Source organism: Kocuria rhizosphaerae (genome assembly GCF_044462265.1).
In the GTDB taxonomy this organism is placed as follows: domain Bacteria; phylum Actinomycetota; class Actinomycetes; order Actinomycetales; family Micrococcaceae; genus Kocuria; species Kocuria rhizosphaerae.
In genome coordinates, this window is record NZ_JBISWL010000083.1 from 1 (window position 1) to 15437 (window position 15437).

At 73.3% G+C, this 15437-nt stretch carries 13 protein-coding genes; 9 read left to right on the plus strand and 4 right to left on the minus strand.

Annotated features, from left to right (window positions below; translation table 11 throughout):
• Window positions 1-41: 41 nt before the first annotated feature.
• A complete protein-coding gene (locus tag ACH9EU_RS09725; RefSeq protein WP_396413734.1) occupies window positions 42-563 on the minus strand; it encodes a DUF3093 domain-containing protein in 522 nt (173 codons plus the stop codon).
• Window positions 564-668: 105 nt separating this feature from the next.
• On the opposite strand from ACH9EU_RS09725, the gene dut reads away from it, so the two are divergent.
• The 4 genes from dut to ACH9EU_RS09745 all read left to right on the plus strand — a co-directional run bounded on the left by dut (window position 669) and on the right by ACH9EU_RS09745 (window position 3129).
• On the plus strand, window positions 669-1103 hold the full coding sequence (gene dut, locus ACH9EU_RS09730) for a dUTP diphosphatase (protein WP_396413817.1): 435 nt from the start codon (window positions 669-671) through the stop codon (window positions 1101-1103).
• 93 nt (window positions 1104-1196) lie between these two features.
• Entirely contained in the window at window positions 1197-1940 is a 744-nt protein-coding gene (locus ACH9EU_RS09735) for a DUF3710 domain-containing protein (protein ID WP_396413735.1), read from the plus strand.
• 3 nt (window positions 1941-1943) lie between these two features.
• The gene (locus tag ACH9EU_RS09740; protein ID WP_396413736.1) at window positions 1944-2348 is read left to right on the plus strand and encodes a hypothetical protein; all 405 of its coding nucleotides are present in this window, start codon (window positions 1944-1946) and stop codon (window positions 2346-2348) included.
• Between the two features lie 13 nt (window positions 2349-2361).
• The gene (locus ACH9EU_RS09745; RefSeq protein WP_396413737.1) at window positions 2362-3129 is read left to right on the plus strand and encodes a DUF3159 domain-containing protein; all 768 of its coding nucleotides are present in this window, start codon (window positions 2362-2364) and stop codon (window positions 3127-3129) included.
• Window positions 3130-3142: 13 nt separating this feature from the next.
• On the opposite strand, the gene ACH9EU_RS09750 is transcribed toward ACH9EU_RS09745, so the two are convergent.
• Both ACH9EU_RS09750 and ACH9EU_RS09755 read right to left on the minus strand, forming a co-directional pair.
• On the minus strand, window positions 3143-3835 hold the full coding sequence (locus ACH9EU_RS09750) for an FAD-dependent oxidoreductase (protein WP_396413738.1): 693 nt from the start codon (window positions 3833-3835) through the stop codon (window positions 3143-3145).
• Entirely contained in the window at window positions 3835-4581 is a 747-nt protein-coding gene (locus ACH9EU_RS09755; RefSeq protein ID WP_396413739.1) for an NAD-binding protein, read from the minus strand. Before ACH9EU_RS09755 ends, ACH9EU_RS09750 begins: the two co-directional genes overlap by 1 nt.
• Before the next feature lie 84 nt (window positions 4582-4665).
• Between ACH9EU_RS09755 and ACH9EU_RS09760 the strand changes: the two genes are divergently transcribed.
• The 5 genes from ACH9EU_RS09760 to ACH9EU_RS09780 all read left to right on the plus strand — a co-directional run bounded on the left by ACH9EU_RS09760 (window position 4666) and on the right by ACH9EU_RS09780 (window position 13877).
• Window positions 4666-6666: an amino acid permease gene (locus ACH9EU_RS09760; RefSeq protein ID WP_396413740.1), complete on the plus strand. Its 2001-nt coding sequence runs from the start codon at window positions 4666-4668 to the stop codon at window positions 6664-6666.
• Window positions 6663-8042 (plus strand): TRAM domain-containing protein, encoded by a 1380-nt coding sequence (locus ACH9EU_RS09765; protein ID WP_396413741.1) that lies wholly within the window; start codon window positions 6663-6665, stop codon window positions 8040-8042. The genes ACH9EU_RS09760 and ACH9EU_RS09765 overlap by 4 nt, the downstream gene beginning before the upstream one ends.
• Window positions 8043-8193: 151 nt before the next feature.
• Window positions 8194-11019: an aconitate hydratase AcnA gene (locus tag ACH9EU_RS09770; protein ID WP_396413742.1), complete on the plus strand. Its 2826-nt coding sequence runs from the start codon at window positions 8194-8196 to the stop codon at window positions 11017-11019.
• A 156-nt stretch (window positions 11020-11175) separates the two neighbouring features.
• Entirely contained in the window at window positions 11176-13224 is a 2049-nt protein-coding gene (gene dxs / locus ACH9EU_RS09775) for a 1-deoxy-D-xylulose-5-phosphate synthase (protein ID WP_396413743.1), read from the plus strand.
• 236 nt (window positions 13225-13460) lie between these two features.
• Window positions 13461-13877 carry a hypothetical protein gene (locus ACH9EU_RS09780; RefSeq protein ID WP_396413744.1) on the plus strand — a complete coding sequence of 139 codons (417 nt, stop codon included), beginning with the start codon at window positions 13461-13463 and terminating at the stop codon, window positions 13875-13877.
• A 202-nt stretch (window positions 13878-14079) separates the two neighbouring features.
• Here ACH9EU_RS09780 and ACH9EU_RS09785 read toward each other — a convergent pair whose 3' ends face one another.
• The gene (locus tag ACH9EU_RS09785) at window positions 14080-15423 is read right to left on the minus strand and encodes an HRDC domain-containing protein (protein WP_396413745.1); all 1344 of its coding nucleotides are present in this window, start codon (window positions 15421-15423) and stop codon (window positions 14080-14082) included.
• Window positions 15424-15437: the final 14 nt, after the last annotated feature.

Here is a 15437-nt window from a genome sequence, read left to right on the forward strand (position 1 = left end):
CGGGGCTCCTGTTCGTGGCGGGCCGGGCCGTCCGCCGCGGATCAGTCCCGGCCGGAGAGGATCTCGACGATGCGTTCCGGGTGGCGCGTCGACGTCAGCCAGTACGGCGTGGGGTCCACGGGGTCGGTGATGCGGATCCGCACCACGGGGCCCACGGACGTGCGGAAGTTCATGAAGGCCCGTCCGTCGAGTTCGGGGCCGCGCACGCGGCGCACGTCGTCGCCCCGGAAGGCCTCGGCCTCGCCCACGAACCGGCGCTCGATCCGGGCCCGGCCGACCTGGAGGAACTCGTCCGTGATCACGATGGAGGTGCTGGAGACGACGAGGAGCACGGCGGTGCCGCCGGCGACCACGACCGCGGCCGCCACCGCCGCTCCCGTGTCGATGGGGGCGAGCGCCACGAGGGCGACGAGGCCCGCGAAGAGCACGAGGAGCCACATCCACCACGCGGCGGTGAGCTTCTCCTCGTACAGGAGCTCCGAGCCGGGCTGCCCGGCGGAGGACGGGTGGGCGCCGCTGGGGCCCTCGGACGGGGACGCGCTGGAGGATGCAGGGTGGGACATGGCTCAAGGTTCTCACGAACGCACCACTGCTCCGGCGCGTTAGAGTGGGGCACTGTGAACGACCAGTCGACAGGCCACCGGCCGCCGTCGGGGAGGGGGCAGCCGCTGAGCATCGCGCTGCAGGCCCTCGATCCCGACCTCCCCCTGCCCGTGTACGCCCGCCCCGGCGACGCCGGGGCGGACCTCCGTTCGCGCACGGACGTGACCCTCGGACCCGGGGAGCGGGCGCTCGTCCCCACGGGCGTGGCCATCGCGCTGCCCGAGGGGTACGCCGGGTTCGTCCACCCCCGCTCGGGCCTCGCCGCCCGGCACGGGATCACCGTCGTCAACGCCCCGGGCACCGTCGACGCGGGCTACCGTGGGGAGATCATGGTCACGCTGCTCAACACCGACCCGGCCGAGCCGTTCGAGGTGCGCCGCGGCGACCGCGTCGCCCAGCTCGTCGTGCAGCGCGTGGAGCAGGCCGTGTTCGAGGTCGTCGACGTCCTGCCGGACTCGGTGCGCGGCGCGGCGGGCTTCGGCTCCAGCGGCAGGCACTGAGTCCCCGGACCCCGCCCCACCGGACGACGGCCGACCGGACGAGGCACCCACCAGACGAGCCGGCACACCGTGCCGGCGGAGGAGAGCGAGACGATGTTCGGTCGCAAGAAGAAGCGGGCGGCGCAGGACGCCGCCGGCGACCGGTCCGCCGAGGACCGCCAGGACGCCACCCCCGACCCGGACACCGCCCCCGGGGCGGACGCCGCGGGCCCCCGCGGGCCCCTGGACGTCTCCGAGATCGGGAGCCGGGAGGGGTACCTGGACCTCGGGGCCCTGCTCGTCAAGCCCCGTCCGGGGCTGGGCGTCCGGCTCGAGGTCGACGAAAGGACGCAGCGCCCTCGTGCCGTGTCCCTCGACCTGGCCGGCGGCACCGTGCAGGTCCAGGCGTTCGCCGCGCCCCGGTCCGAGGGGCTGTGGGACGAGGTGCGCCGGGAACTGGTGCAGTCCCTGCGGGACGGTGACGACGGGGAGCCCACGGTCGAGGAGGGGCCCTTCGGGCTGCAGGTCCTCGCCCGCTTCCCGGCGACCGCCTCCGACGGAACCCGCGGCTTCCGCCTGGCCCGCTTCGTGGGCATCGACGGTCCCCGCTGGTTCGTGCGCGCGGTCTTCACCGGTGGCGCCGCCGTGGCGGCGGACTCCGCCGCGGCCCTCGAGGAGGTCGTGCGCGAGCTGGTCGTGGTGCGCGGTGACCGCCCCATGCCGCCGCGGGACCTGCTCCCGCTGACGGTGCCGGAGGGATCCGTGCGTGCGCCGGCGGCCCGGCCGGACGACGCCGCCGCGCAGCCGCAGGCCCCCGCTCCGCCGCGGCGCGGCCCCGAGATCACGGAGATCGGCTGAGCCATGCCTGAGCCGAGCGCAACCCCGCGGCGCGCCAGGACCTCCACGGGCGCGATCGACCTGGTCGGCGAGTCCGCCGTGCGCCCCGGCGACCTCGACCCGGCGACGGCCGGCACCGGGAGCCGGCGCCGGGTGATGGCCACCGGGCTCGTGGTGGAGGTGACCGTTCCCCCCGTGACGGGGGTGCAGAACTTCACGGCGCTGCTCGAGCCGGAGTGCGCCCTGGAGCCGGGGTCCGGCCCCGCCGAGCCGCGCGCCCTGCGGCTCGTGTGGCAGGGCCGGCGAGGAGTGCCCGGGGTGGGCGCGGGCACCCGGTTGCGCTGCGTGGGCGTGGTCAGCTTCCGCGACGGGCGCCCCACGATGTTCAACCCGCGCTACGAGATCATCGCCAAGCAGATCAGCAGATAGGACGGACCGGCACATGACGGACCCGAGGCAGCCGGAGGACGCGGCGGGTGCTCCCCGGCGCGGGAGCGACCTGGAGCGCTCGATGGCCGCCTACGCGGCCCGCTCCGGCATGCGGCGCAAGGACAACGGCCAGCTGGACGTGCTGCACGCGGTGGGTGGCTGGCGCGGACTCGCCGAGACCGTCCTGCCGGGCGTCGTGTTCCTCGCGGTGCTGCTCCTCGGCAACCCCCTCGGCACAGCCCTGATCGCCTCGCTGGGCACCGCCGCGGCCTTCACGGCCCTGCGGCTCGTGCAGCGCCAGCGGCTCGTGCAGGCGCTCTCCGGGTTCGTGGGGGTGGGGGTGTGCGCGCTGGTCGCTCGCACCACCGGGGAGGCCCTGGACTACTACGTGCCCGGCTTCTGGATCAATGCGGTCTCGATCCTCGGCCTGGGCGCGTCCCTGGTGGCCCGCTGGCCGCTGCTCGGCGTCTTCTACGGGTACATCCGCGGGGAGGGCACCGGGTGGCGCGAGCAGCCCGTGCGCCGCCGCGCCTACCAGGTGGCCACGGTGATGCTCCTGGTGATGTTCGCGGCTCGACTGCTGGTGCAGGTCCCCCTGTACCTGGCCGGGAACCTCACCGGCCTGGGCGTGGCCCGCCTGGTGATGGGGGTGCCGCTGTACGCGCTGACCCTGTGGCTCGCGTGGCTCGTGTCCCGGCCTCCGGAGCAGATCGCCGCCGAGGAGCAGGACGGGCCGCCGGAGGAGCAGGACGGGCCGCCGGAGCAGCCGCGCGGCCACTGAGCCGTGCCGCCCCTCAGGCCTCGTGCGGCTCCCACTGGTCGGCCTGGTCGGCGGTCGTGAACATCGCCCGCAGCTGGCCCTCGCCCGTGGACGTCGAGACGAAGAACAGCTGGTCCGCCCCCTCGAGGACGTCGTCCCCGGACGGGGTGATGGGCACACCGTCGCGCAGGATCGCCACGAGGGTCACGTCCGGCGGCCACGGCACCTGGGAGACCATCGTGGCGATGACCGGGTGGTCGTGCGGCACCGTGTACGCGGACAGGGTCGCCCCGCCCGTCTGCAGCGTGAGCAGCCGCACGACGTCGCCGACCTCGACGGCCTCCTCGACGAGGGCCGTCATCAGCCGCGGCGTGGAGACCGCGACGTCCACTCCCCAGGCGTCGTCGAACAGCCACTCGTTCTTGGGGTTGTTGACGCGGCCCACGGTGCGGGGCACGCCGAACTCGCTGCGCGCCAGCAGGGACACCACGAGATTGGCCTTGTCGTCGCCCGTGGCGGCCACGACGACGTCGGTCTCCTCCAGCCCGCCCTCGCGCAGCGTCGAGAGCTCGCAGGCGTCGCCGATGATCCACTCGGCGCCGCGCAGGTCCGACCGTCCGATCACCTCCGGCTTCTCGTCGAAGATCACCACCTCGTGGTGATGGGTGAGCAGCTCCCGGGCGATCGAGGCGCCCACCGCGCCCGCTCCCACGACGACCACGCGCATCAGCGGCCTCCCTCGTCCGTGCGGTCGGCGCCGGGCTCGTCCTCGGAGTCCCGGCGCAGCGAGTTGGCGAAGTCGAGGACGTCCCGCCCCGGCGGGCGCGACAGGATGCGGGAGACCGCCTCGACCTCGTCCGTGCGCATCATGGCGTGCACCACGTCGCCCTGCTGGTAGCTCGTGTCCGGGCCGGGCAGGACGCCCTCCCCGAACCGCGTCACGAAGGCCACGCGCACGCCGGTGGCCTCCTCGATGGCCTCCACGTGCAGGCCGGACCACGAGTCGTCGAGGCTCAGCTCGCCCAGCTGCAGCCGGCCCGAGGCCTCCCGGAAGTCGGCCGTGATCGACTGCTCGGGCAGGATCCGGCGCAGGGCCTGGTCCGCGCTCCACCGCACCGCGGCGACCGTGGGGATGCCCAGCCGCTGGTAGAACTCGGCTCGGGACGGGTCGTAGATCCGGGCCACGACGCGGCGGACCTTGAAGGTCTCACGGGCGACCCGTGCGGCGATGATGTTGGAGTTGTCCCCGCTCGAGACCGCGGCGAAGGCGTACGCCTCCTCGATCCCGGCCCGGCGCAGCACCTCCCGGTCGAACCCGATCCCGGTCACCTTCTTGCCGTCGAAGGACCGGCGCAGCCGGCGGAAGGCGCGGTCGTCCTGGTCGATGACCGCGACGGTGTGCCCGGAGTCCTCCAGGGCGTGGGCGATCATCACGCCGACGCGTCCCACGCCCATGATCACGAAATGCGCCATGACCCTCAGCCTAGGCCACGGGGCGCGGCGCGGCGCACCCGGCCCGGCGGACAATCCTCGCCCGACGGACTACCGTGGGGAGCCGTGCAGAGCATTCCCCGGGCCCTCAGACGAGCACTCGTCGGCCGACCCATCCACAACGAGCGGTTCAACGACGCCGTGCTGCCCAAGCGCACGGCGCTGCCGGTGTTCTCCTCGGACGCGCTCTCCTCGGTCGCCTACGCGCCGGACGAGATCATCCTCACGCTCGCCCTCGCCGGCACCACGGCGGTCGTCGTCTCGCCGTGGGTGGGCCTGGCCGTGCTGGTGGTGCTGGTCGTCGTCATCGCCGCCTACCGGCAGAACGTGCGCGCCTATCCCTCGGGCGGCGGGGACTACGAGATCGTCTCGCGGAACCTGGGCCGCACCGCCGGTGTGGGCGTGGGGGCGGCGCTGATGGCCGACTACACGCTCGTCGTCGCGGTGTCGATGTCCACGGCCGCCCAGTACGTCACCGCGGCACTGCCCGCCCTCGCGGACCGGCGCGTGGAGATGGCCGTGGTCGGGATCCTGTTCGTGGGCCTGCTCAACCTGCGGGGCCTGAAGTTCATGGGCCGTGCCTCGGCCCTGCCCACTTATTTCTTCCTCCTGGTCCTGGCGGTGCTGCTGGCCGTGGGCCTGGTCCAGGACCTCACGGGCGCGCTGGGCCGGGCCCCCAGCGCCGGCCGAGAGGTGCTGCCGGCGGCGGGCTTCGACGCGGGCCTCGCCGGGCTCGCCGGCGGCCTGCTCGTCCTGCGGGCGTTCTCCTCGGGTGCGGTGGCCCTCACCGGTGTGGAGACCATCACGAACTCCGTCCCCTACTTCCGCAAGCCCCGCGCCGCGAACGCGGCCGCGACGCTGGCCGTGCTGGGCGCCCTGGCAGGGTCGCTGCTCATGGGCGTGCTCTACCTCGCGAACCGCACGGACGTGGTGGTGGTCGGGGACCCCGACAAGCAGCTGCTCATCGACGGGCACCTCCCGGCCCCGGACTTCTTCCAGGACCCGGTCCTGGGCCAGCTGGCCAAGACCGTCTTCGGCACGGACTCCGTGTGGTTCTACGTCCTCGTGGCCGCGACCGTGGGAGTGCTCGTGCTCGCCGCCAACACGGCCTTCTCCGGCTTCCCGACCCTGGCCTCCCGGCTTGCCAGGGACGCCTTCCTGCCCCGGCAGCTGCAGGCCCGCGGTGACCGCTTCGCCTTCACCTACGGGATCCTCCTGCTCCTGCTGGTCGCGGTGGTCCTGACCGTCGCGTTCGGGGCCAAGGTGAACAGCCTCATCCAGCTCTACATCGTGGGCGTGTTCGCCTCCTTCACCCTGACCCAGGCCGGCATGGTCCGGCACTGGACGCGGGTGCGGCGGATGCGCCCGCACCCCGGCGCGCGCCGGCAGCTGCTCGGCCGCCGGGCCGTGGCGCTCGTCGCGTTCGTGCTGTGCGCGGCGGTGCTGGTCGTGGTCCTCGTGACCAAGCTCACCCAGGGGGCGTGGATCACGGTCGTGGCGATCGCCCTCCTGAGCGCCGTCATGGCGGCGGTCCGGCGCCACTACGACGCCGTGGACGCCGAGCTCGCGCTCGAGCCGGACTCCCCGGTCCGGGCCCTGCCGTCCCGGGTGCACGCGATCATCTACGTGAACTCCGTCCGCAAACCGGTCATGCGTGCCCTCGCCTACGCCCGGGCCTCCCGCCCCTCGTCCCTCGAGGCCGTGGTCGTGGACACCAACGCGGCGTCCACCCGCAGGATCCTCGAGGAGTGGCAGCGGCTGGAGATCCCGGTGCCCGTGACGGTCCTCAACGCCCCCTACCGCGACACCATCGGCCCGGTCCTCGACCACGTGCGAGGCGTCCGCCGCAAGTCGCCGCGGGACCTCGTGGTCGTCTACCTGCCCGAGTACGTGGTCCGGCACCGCTGGGAGCGGCTGCTGCACAACCAGGCCATCCGCCCGCTGCGCGCGCGTCTGCACCAGGAGCGCGGGGTCATGACGGCCTCCGTCCCGTGGCACCTGTCATCGGCGGCCGGGCGCGACGTCGGCCCCGAGTCCGTCCCCGAGCGAAAGGTGCCCGGGCCGTGAGCGGGGACCACGCCGACCTCGAGCTGAGCCTGGGCCGGGTCGCCCACGGCGGCCACACCGTCGCCCGCACCGTGGAGGGCCGCGTGGTGTTCGTCCGGCACGGGCTGCCCGGCGAGGTCGTCCGCGTCCGGCTCACCGAGGCCGCCCCGGAGGCGCGGTTCTGGCGCGGCGACGTCGTCGAGGTCCTGAGCGCCGACCCGCAGCGGCGCGACCGGCACGTGTGGGACCTCGCCGACCCCCTGCTGAGCTGGGCGCGGGGTCACCCGCCCGTCGGCGGGGCCGAGTTCGGCCACGCCGAGCTGCCCGCCCAGCGCGGCCTCAAGGCCGCCGTCGTCGAGGAGCAGCTGAGCCGCCTGGCCGGCCTCGACACCGAGATCGTGGTCGAGCCCGTGCCGGGGGAGGACCCGCAGGGGCGCGGATGGCGCACCCGCGCCCATTTCGCGGTCGGCGCCGACGGGCGGATCGGCATGCACCCGCACCGCAGCGCCGAGATCGTCCCCGTGGAGAGCTTCCCGCTGCTCGTCCCCGCCGCGGACCGGCTGCGGCTGGCCGAGCTGGACCTGCGTGGGGTCGAGCGCGTGGACGTCGCGGCCCCGGCCGGCGGCGGCACGCCCCTCGTCCACCTGAGCCTGGTGCCCGGCGCCGACAGGACGCGCCTGCGCCGGGAGCTGGACCGTCTCGCGACGCGCCGGGAGGTCTCCGTGACCGCGCGCGCCGAGGGGGAGCGCGAGGCCGAGACCTGGGCGGGGCGCCCCTTCGTGGTCGAGCACGCCGGGCCGTACCGGTGGGAGCTCTCCGCCGAGGGCTTCTGGCAGATCCACCGGGGCGCGCCCGAGCTGCTCCACCGGGTCGTCCCGGAGGCCGCCGGGCCGCGCCCCGGGGAGCACGCCCTGGACCTCTACTCGGGCGCGGGCCTGTTCACCGCGCCCCTCGCCGAGGCGGTGGGGGAGGCCGGGACGGTGCTGGCGGTGGAGGGCTCACCGGTCACGAGCGCCGACGCCCGGCGCACCTTCGCGGACCGACGGCAGGTCCGGGTCGAGCGGGGCAGCGTGGACAGGGTCCTGGCCCGGCTCGGACCCGCCGCTGCCGGGGGGCGCGGATCCGGACGCGGCCCGCGGCCGTCCCGCGGCCCCCGGCACCCCCGCCCCGACGTGGTGGTCCTGGACCCGCCCCGCGCCGGGGCCGGCCGCACCGTCGTGGACCAGCTGGTGGCCCTGGCCCCGCGCCGGATCGCCTACCTGGCCTGCGACCCGGCGACCCTCGCCCGCGACCTCGGCCGTTTCCGCCGGGCCGGGTGGTCGGTCCGCGACGTGCGGGCGTTCGACATGTACCCGAACACCCACCACGTCGAGACCCTCGCCGTCCTGGAGCCCTGAGGGTCGCGGAACGCGCGTGCCGCGACCCTCCGGAGGCGGTGCGCCCGCACCGGCTACACTGACAGGGACTGTTCGCGGGGGAACGCCCGGCACTATGCCGAGCTCCGCCCGTGAGCGTTTTCCAGACGGTGGCGAGAGGATTTCCACGAACATGAGCACAGTGGACAGCTTCGGGGCCAAGGGCGTTCTCGACGTCAAGGGCACCGAGTACGAGATTTTCCGACTGAACGCGCTGGAGGGAGCGAAGAAGCTCCCCTACAGCCTGAAGGTTCTCCTCGAGAACCTGCTGCGCACCGAGGACGGTGCCAACATCACCTCCGAGCACATCGAGTCCCTGGCCAGCTGGGACTCCGACGCCGAGCCGAGCATCGAGATCCAGTTCACCCCGGGTCGCGTGATCATGCAGGACTTCACCGGCGTGCCCTGCATCGTCGACCTCGCCACGATGCGCGAGGCCGTCGAGGACCTCGGCGGCGACCCGACCCGGGTGAACCCACTCGCCCCGGCCGAGCTCGTGATCGACCACTCCGTGCAGATCGACTCGTTCGGCACCTCGGGGTCCATCGGCATCAACATGGACATCGAGTACGAGCGCAACGGCGAGCGCTACCAGTTCCTGCGCTGGGGCCAGACCGCCTTCGACGACTTCAAGGTCGTCCCCCCCGGCATGGGCATCGTCCACCAGGTCAACATCGAGAACCTCGCCCGCGTCGTCATGACACGCGAGGTCGGTGGCGTCCTGCGGGCCTACCCGGACACCTGCGTGGGCACCGACTCGCACACCACGATGGAGAACGGCCTCGGCGTGCTCGGCTGGGGCGTGGGCGGCATCGAGGCGGAGGCCGCGATGCTCGGCCAGCCGATCTCCATGCTCATCCCGCGCGTCGTGGGCTTCAAGCTCACCGGCCAGATCCCTGCCGGCGCCACCGCCACCGACGTCGTGCTGACCATCACGGAGATGCTGCGCGAGCACGGTGTCGTCGGCAAGTTCGTCGAGTTCTACGGCGAGGGCGTCGGAGCCGTGCCCCTGGCCAACCGCGCCACGATCGGCAACATGAGCCCCGAGTTCGGCTCCACCGCCGCGATCTTCCCGATCGACGACGTCACCCTCGACTACCTGCGGCTGACCGGCCGCTCCGACGACCAGGTCGCGCTGGTCGAGGCGTACGTCAAGGAACAGGGCATGTGGCACGACCCGGCCGAGGAGATCAAGTTCTCGGAGTACCTCGAGCTGGACCTCTCCACCGTGGTGCCCTCGATCTCCGGGCCGAAGCGTCCCCAGGACCGCATCTCGCTCACGGACGCGAAGGCGCAGTTCCACGAGGACATCCTCAACTACGCGACCCACGTCGACGACGCTGCCACGGGCGACACCGTCGACGACGTCGCGGCGCAGTCCTTCCCGGCCTCGGACGCCCCCGGCTACACCGCGGACGACCACCAGGACGACGCGGACCGCCCGCGGGAGCACCACGCCTACGAGGACCAGGGCCGGCCGACCAAGCAGGTCCCCGTGACCATGCCCGACGGCCGCGAGTTCGCCCTCGACCACGGCGCCGTGTCGATCGCCTCGATCACCTCGTGCACCAACACCTCCAACCCGTCGGTGATGATGGCCGCGGCCGTGCTGGCGCGCAACGCCGTCGAGAAGGGGCTCAAGGCGAAGCCGTGGGTCAAGACCTCGATCGCCCCGGGCTCGAAGGTCGTCACCGACTACTACGAGAAGTCCGGCCTGGTCCCGGCGCTCGAGGAGCTCGGCTTCTACACCGTCGGCTACGGCTGCACGACCTGCATCGGCAACTCCGGTCCGCTGGAGGACGAGATCTCCCAGGCGATCCAGGACAACGACCTCGCCGTGACCTCGGTGCTCTCTGGCAACCGGAACTTCGAGGGCCGCATCAACCCGGACGTGAAGATGAACTACCTGGCGTCCCCGCCGCTGGTCATCGCCTACGCCCTGGCCGGGAACATGGACTTCGACTTCGAGTCCGAGCCCCTGGGCCAGGACGCGGACGGCCAGGACGTGTTCCTCAAGGACATCTGGCCGGACCCGGCCGAGGTGCAGAAGATCATCGACGCGTCCATCGACACGGAGATGTTCACCCAGGAGTACGGCACCATCTTCGACGGCGACGAGCGCTGGCAGAACCTGGACACGCCGACCGGCAAGACGTTCGAGTGGAACCCGCAGTCCACCTACGTCCGCAAGCCCCCGTACTTCGAGGGCATGACGATGGAGACGAGCCCGGTCGAGGACATCTCGGGAGCCCGCGTGCTGCTGAAGCTGGGCGACTCGGTCACCACCGACCACATCTCCCCGGCGGGCTCCTTCAAGTCCGACACCCCGGCCGGCAAGTACCTCATCGAGAACGGGGTGGAGCGCAAGGACTTCAACTCCTACGGCTCCCGTCGCGGCAACCACGAGGTCATGATCCGCGGCACCTTCGCCAACATCCGGATCAAGAACCAGCTCCTGGACGGCGTGGAGGGCGGCTTCACCCGCGACTTCACCCAGGACGGCGGCCCCCAGGCCGCGGTGTACGACGCCTCGATGAACTACAAGGAGGCCGGCGTCCCCCTGGTCGTGCTGGGCGGCAAGGAGTACGGTTCCGGGTCCTCGCGCGACTGGGCCGCCAAGGGCACCTCCCTGCTCGGCGTCAAGGCCGTCATCGCCCAGAGCTACGAGCGCATCCACCGCTCCAACCTCATCGGCATGGGCGTGCTGCCGCTGCAGTACCCGGCCGGGGAGTCCGCGGACTCCCTCGGCCTCGACGGGACGGAGACCTTCGACATCCAGGGGGTGACCGGGCTCAACGAGGGCACCACCCCGAAGACGCTGAAGGTCACCGCCGCGAAGGAGGACGGCACCACCGTCGAGTTCGACGCGGTCCTGCGCATCGACACGCCGGGTGAGGCCGACTACTACCGCAACGGCGGCATCCTGCAGTACGTGCTCAGGCACATCGCGAAGTCCTGATCCAGGGCGACCACTGCGCGCAGGGGCCCGGTCCGGGAACGGACCGGGCCCCTGCGCGTCGGGGGTCTGTCGGGGCCACCGAGTAGGATCGGTCAAGCGCGCCGGCCCGGTCCTCGGGACACGGCGCCGACGACGACGAGCAGTGCGGGAGGAAGAATGAGCGCTCTGGAACGGGTGTCCGGGCCCGAGGACCTCAACGGGCTGGGCCGGGCGGAGCTGACCGAGCTGGCCGCGGAGATCCGCGACTTCCTCGTCCGGCACGTCTCGGCGACCGGCGGCCACCTCGGCCCCAACCTCGGGGTCGTCGAGCTCACCCTGGGGGTGCACCGGGTCTTCGACTCGCCCAGGGACTCCCTGGTCTTCGACACCGGCCACCAGTCCTACGTGCACAAGCTGCTCACCGGCCGCAAGAACTTCGAGACCCTGCGCCAGGAGGGCGGGCTCTCGGGCTATCCGGACCGCGCGGAGTCCGTGCACGACATCGTCGAGTCCTCCCACGCCTCCTCATCGCTCTCCTGGGCGGACGGCATCTCGCGCGGCTACTCGATGACCGGGCAGACGGACCGGCACACCGTCGTGGTCGTGGGGGACGGGGCCCTCACGGGCGGCATGGCCTGGGAGGCCGTGAACAACATCGCCTCCGACCGGGATCGCAAGGTCGTGATCGTCGTCAACGACAACGGCCGCTCCTACGCCCCCACGGTGGGCGGCTTCGCGAACCACCTGGCCGAGCTGCAGGCGAGCGTCCAGCAGGGCGTGGACGCCGTGCGCACGGACCGCCGCTACGAGCAGACCCTCGACTCCGTCAAGAACCGCCTGAAACGGTCGGGCCCGGTCGGGGAGATGCTCTACCGGGGTCTGCACGGGATGAAGCAGGGCATCAAGGACGTCGTGGTGCCGCAGGGGATCTTCGAGGACCTCGGCATGAAGTACGTGGGGCCCGTCGACGGGCACGACCTCGAGGCCGTCGAGCAGGCCCTCGGCAACGCCAAGAACTACGGCGGGCCCGTGATCGTGCACGCCATCACGGAGAAGGGGCACGGCTACGCGCCCGCCATCGCCAACGAGGACGACCAGTTCCACGCGGTGGGGGTGATCGACCCGGTCACGGGGCGGTCCACGGCCACCTCCTCGGAGCGCAGCTGGACCGCTGTGTTCCGCGACGAGATCGCCCGCATCGCCGACGAGCGCGAGGACGTCGTCGGCATCACGGGGGCGATGCTGATCCCCGTGGGGCTGCAGAAGATGCAGGCGGCCCACCCCGACCGGGTCGTGGACGTGGGGATCGCCGAGCAGCACGCGATCGCGATGGCCGCCGGCATGGCCTACGGCGGACTGCACCCGGTGGTGGCCCTGTACGCCACGTTCCTCAACCGCGGCTTCGACCAGCTGCTCATGGACGTCGCGCTGCACCGGGCGGGCGTCACGGTGGTCCTCGACCGGGCGGGGGTGACCGGCCCGGACGGGCCCAGCCACCACGGGATGTGGGACCTCGCGCTGCTGCAGATCGTCCCGGGCCTGCACCTGGCCGCACCGCGCGACGAGCCCACCCTCGTGGAGGAGCTGCGCGAGGCGGTGGCCGTCGACGACGCCCCGACCGTCGTGCGGTACCCGAAGGGTTCCGTGGGCGAGCCGGTCCCGGCCCTCGAGCGGCTGGCGGACGGCGTGGACGTGCTCGCCCGCCGGGGCGGGGAGGGCGGCACCGAGGGTGCCCGCCGGGACGTCCTGCTGGTCTCCGTGGGCGCCATGAGCGGCCTCGCGCTGGACGTTGCGGAGCGGCTGGAGGCCCACGGCGTGTCCGCCACGGTGGTCGACCCCCGGTGGGTCCTGCCGGTTCCCGGCTCGGTGATCGAACTGGCCGCCCAGCACCGCATCGTGGTGGTCGTTGAGGACGGCGTGCGCGCCGGCGGGATCGGCTCGCGGATCCGGCAGGAGATGCGCGCCGCCGGTGTCGACACCGCGCTCAACGAGGTGGGCCTGCCCACGCAGTTCCTGCACCACGGCTCCCGGTCCCAGGTCCTGGACCGGGTCGGCCTGACGGCCCAGCGGGTGGCCCAGGACACGCTGGCCTCCGTGCTCGGCACCCGCGTGCCCTACGCCCGTCCCGTCCCGGTGGACGGCGGGCCGGAGCTGCCGGAGGCCGGGGGCACGCTGCCGGACGGGGTGGAGCCGGAGGCGCGGCTGCCGCGGCCCCGACGGGGCTGACCCGACGAGGCTGACCCGGCGGCGCCCCGGGCGAGGGTCCCGGGCGAGGGTCCCGCCCCGACCACCGCGGGGCGGGCCGGAGGACCTGCGTGATCGCTGTCAGCGGACCCGCGGCGCGCTGGTGTCCGCCGGTGCACTTCATCAGTAGGATGACGACAACATCAGCCAACGGGGCGTGCCGTGCACCGCAGCCCCGGTCCCGGCCGCTCGGCCGGGACGGACGGAAGGACACCACCATGCTCAAGAGACTCTCCTTCGCAGTGGGATTCGGCGTCGGCTTCGTCGTCGGCTCGGCCTCGGGCCGCAAGAGCTACGACGCCCTGAAGCAGAACGCCCTGAAGACCTGGCAGGACCCGAAGGTGCAGGAGAAGGTCTCCGAGGGCACGGACTGGGTCAAGGCTGAGGTCCCGGTCGTCGGCGGGAAGCTGGCCGACAGCGCCAAGCGGGCGGCCGACACGGTGGGCACGAAGGCGTCCGAGACGTCCTCGGCCGTCAAGGGCAAGGTCTCCGGCACGCAGGGGAGCTCCCGGCAGGGGCAGGGCTCCTCGGAGCCGGCGTCCACCGGCTACGCGGACCTGCAGAACGCCGAGCCGGTCACCCCGGAGACCCCCATGGACCCCGCCGAGCCCAAGCCCGCGCCCGGCGAGCACTGAGCGCGGGCGGCGCCCCGCAGCGGCGCCGCACTCCGCCCGGACGGCGGGTCCCGGTCGACGGCCGGGGCCCGCCGTCGTCGTCCCCGTGGCCTGTCCTCGACGGGGCCTGTGCTCGACGGGGCCTGTCGTCCTCGGGGCCCGTCGTCCCCGGGGAGGATCGCGGCCGGTGGGGTGCGTCGGGGTTGGCGCGGCGGGGCCCGGCTCAGGCCGCGGGCGTGCCCTCGTCCTCGGCCGGCGTTTCGTGCCCGGCCTGGCGCGCGGCCCGCTTGCGGGCCCGCAGCTCACGCCAGGCCTCGGCGAGCACGGGGGCGGTGAGCTCCACCTGCCACGGCCGCGCGCCGAGGTCCCGCAGACGGTCGGCCACAGCCTGGTCCGACGTGCTCTTGGGTGGTTGCCAGCAGAAGCGCCGCAGGTGTTCCGGGGTGAGGAGGTTCTCCGTGGGCAGCCCGTGCTGCTCCGCGAGCTCGGCGACGAGCGGCTTGAGGGCCTTCAGTCGGGCGGCGGCCTCGGGCCGTTTGACCTCCCACGCCTTCACGGGCGGCAGTGCCTCGGACTTCACCGTGAAGGGCACGAGCTCCGTGGCGGTGCGGGCCTCGGCGACCGCCCGCAGCCACCGGGGCGCCTCGCGGGCGGCGAGCCGTCCGTGGAACCCCGGCGTCTCGAGCAGCTGGGGAACGGTGCGCGGCATCGCCGTGGCCGCTGCGACGATGGCGGCGTCCGGCAGCAGCCGGCCGGGGGACAGGTCCTTGTGCTGGGCGAGCCGCTCGCGCTCCTCCCACAGGAGGCTCAGCGCGGTGAGCTGGCGCCGGCCCTTGACCTTGTTGATGCCCGAGGTCTTCCGCCAGGGGTCCTTGCGCGGCGGGGCGGGCGGCGCGGTGCGCACGGCCTCGAACTCCTGCAGCGCCCACTCGAGCTTGTTCTGCTCGCGCAGCAGGTCCTCCATCGCCCAGCGCAGCTGGATGAGCATCTCGACGTCCAGGGCCGCGTAGTTCAGCCAGGACTGGGGCAGGGGCCGCTTCGACCAGTCCACGGCCGAGTGCTCCTTGGCGAGCGTGTAGCCCAGCAGCTCCTCGGTCTCGGCGGCCAGCCCGACGCGCCGCAGTCCGGCGATGCGCCCGCCGAGCTCCGTGTCGAACAGGGCGTCGGGATGCATGTCCAGCGCGCGGAGGGACGGCAGATCCTGGGTCGCGGCGTGCAGGACCCACTCGACGCCCGAGAGCGCCTCCCCGAGCACGGCGAGCGAGCCTGTGGCCTCGGGGTCGATCAGCACGGTGCCCACGCCCTCGCGGCGCAGCTGCACCAGGAAGGCCCGCTGGCCGTAGCGGAAGCCCGACGCCCGCTCGGTGTCGATCGCCGCCGGCCCGGTGCCGGCGGCGACCGCGGCCGCGGCCCGCTCCAGACCCGCGACCGTGCTGACCACGGGCGGGATGCCGTCGAACGGGGCGGCGAGGTGGACGGTGTCGGGGATCTCGTAGGCCTCGAACCCGGCGACCACGGGTGTCGAGGGGGCGTCTGTCGCGGATCGGCGGTCGGCTGGGCTGGTCAAGGAGCGTCTTCGAT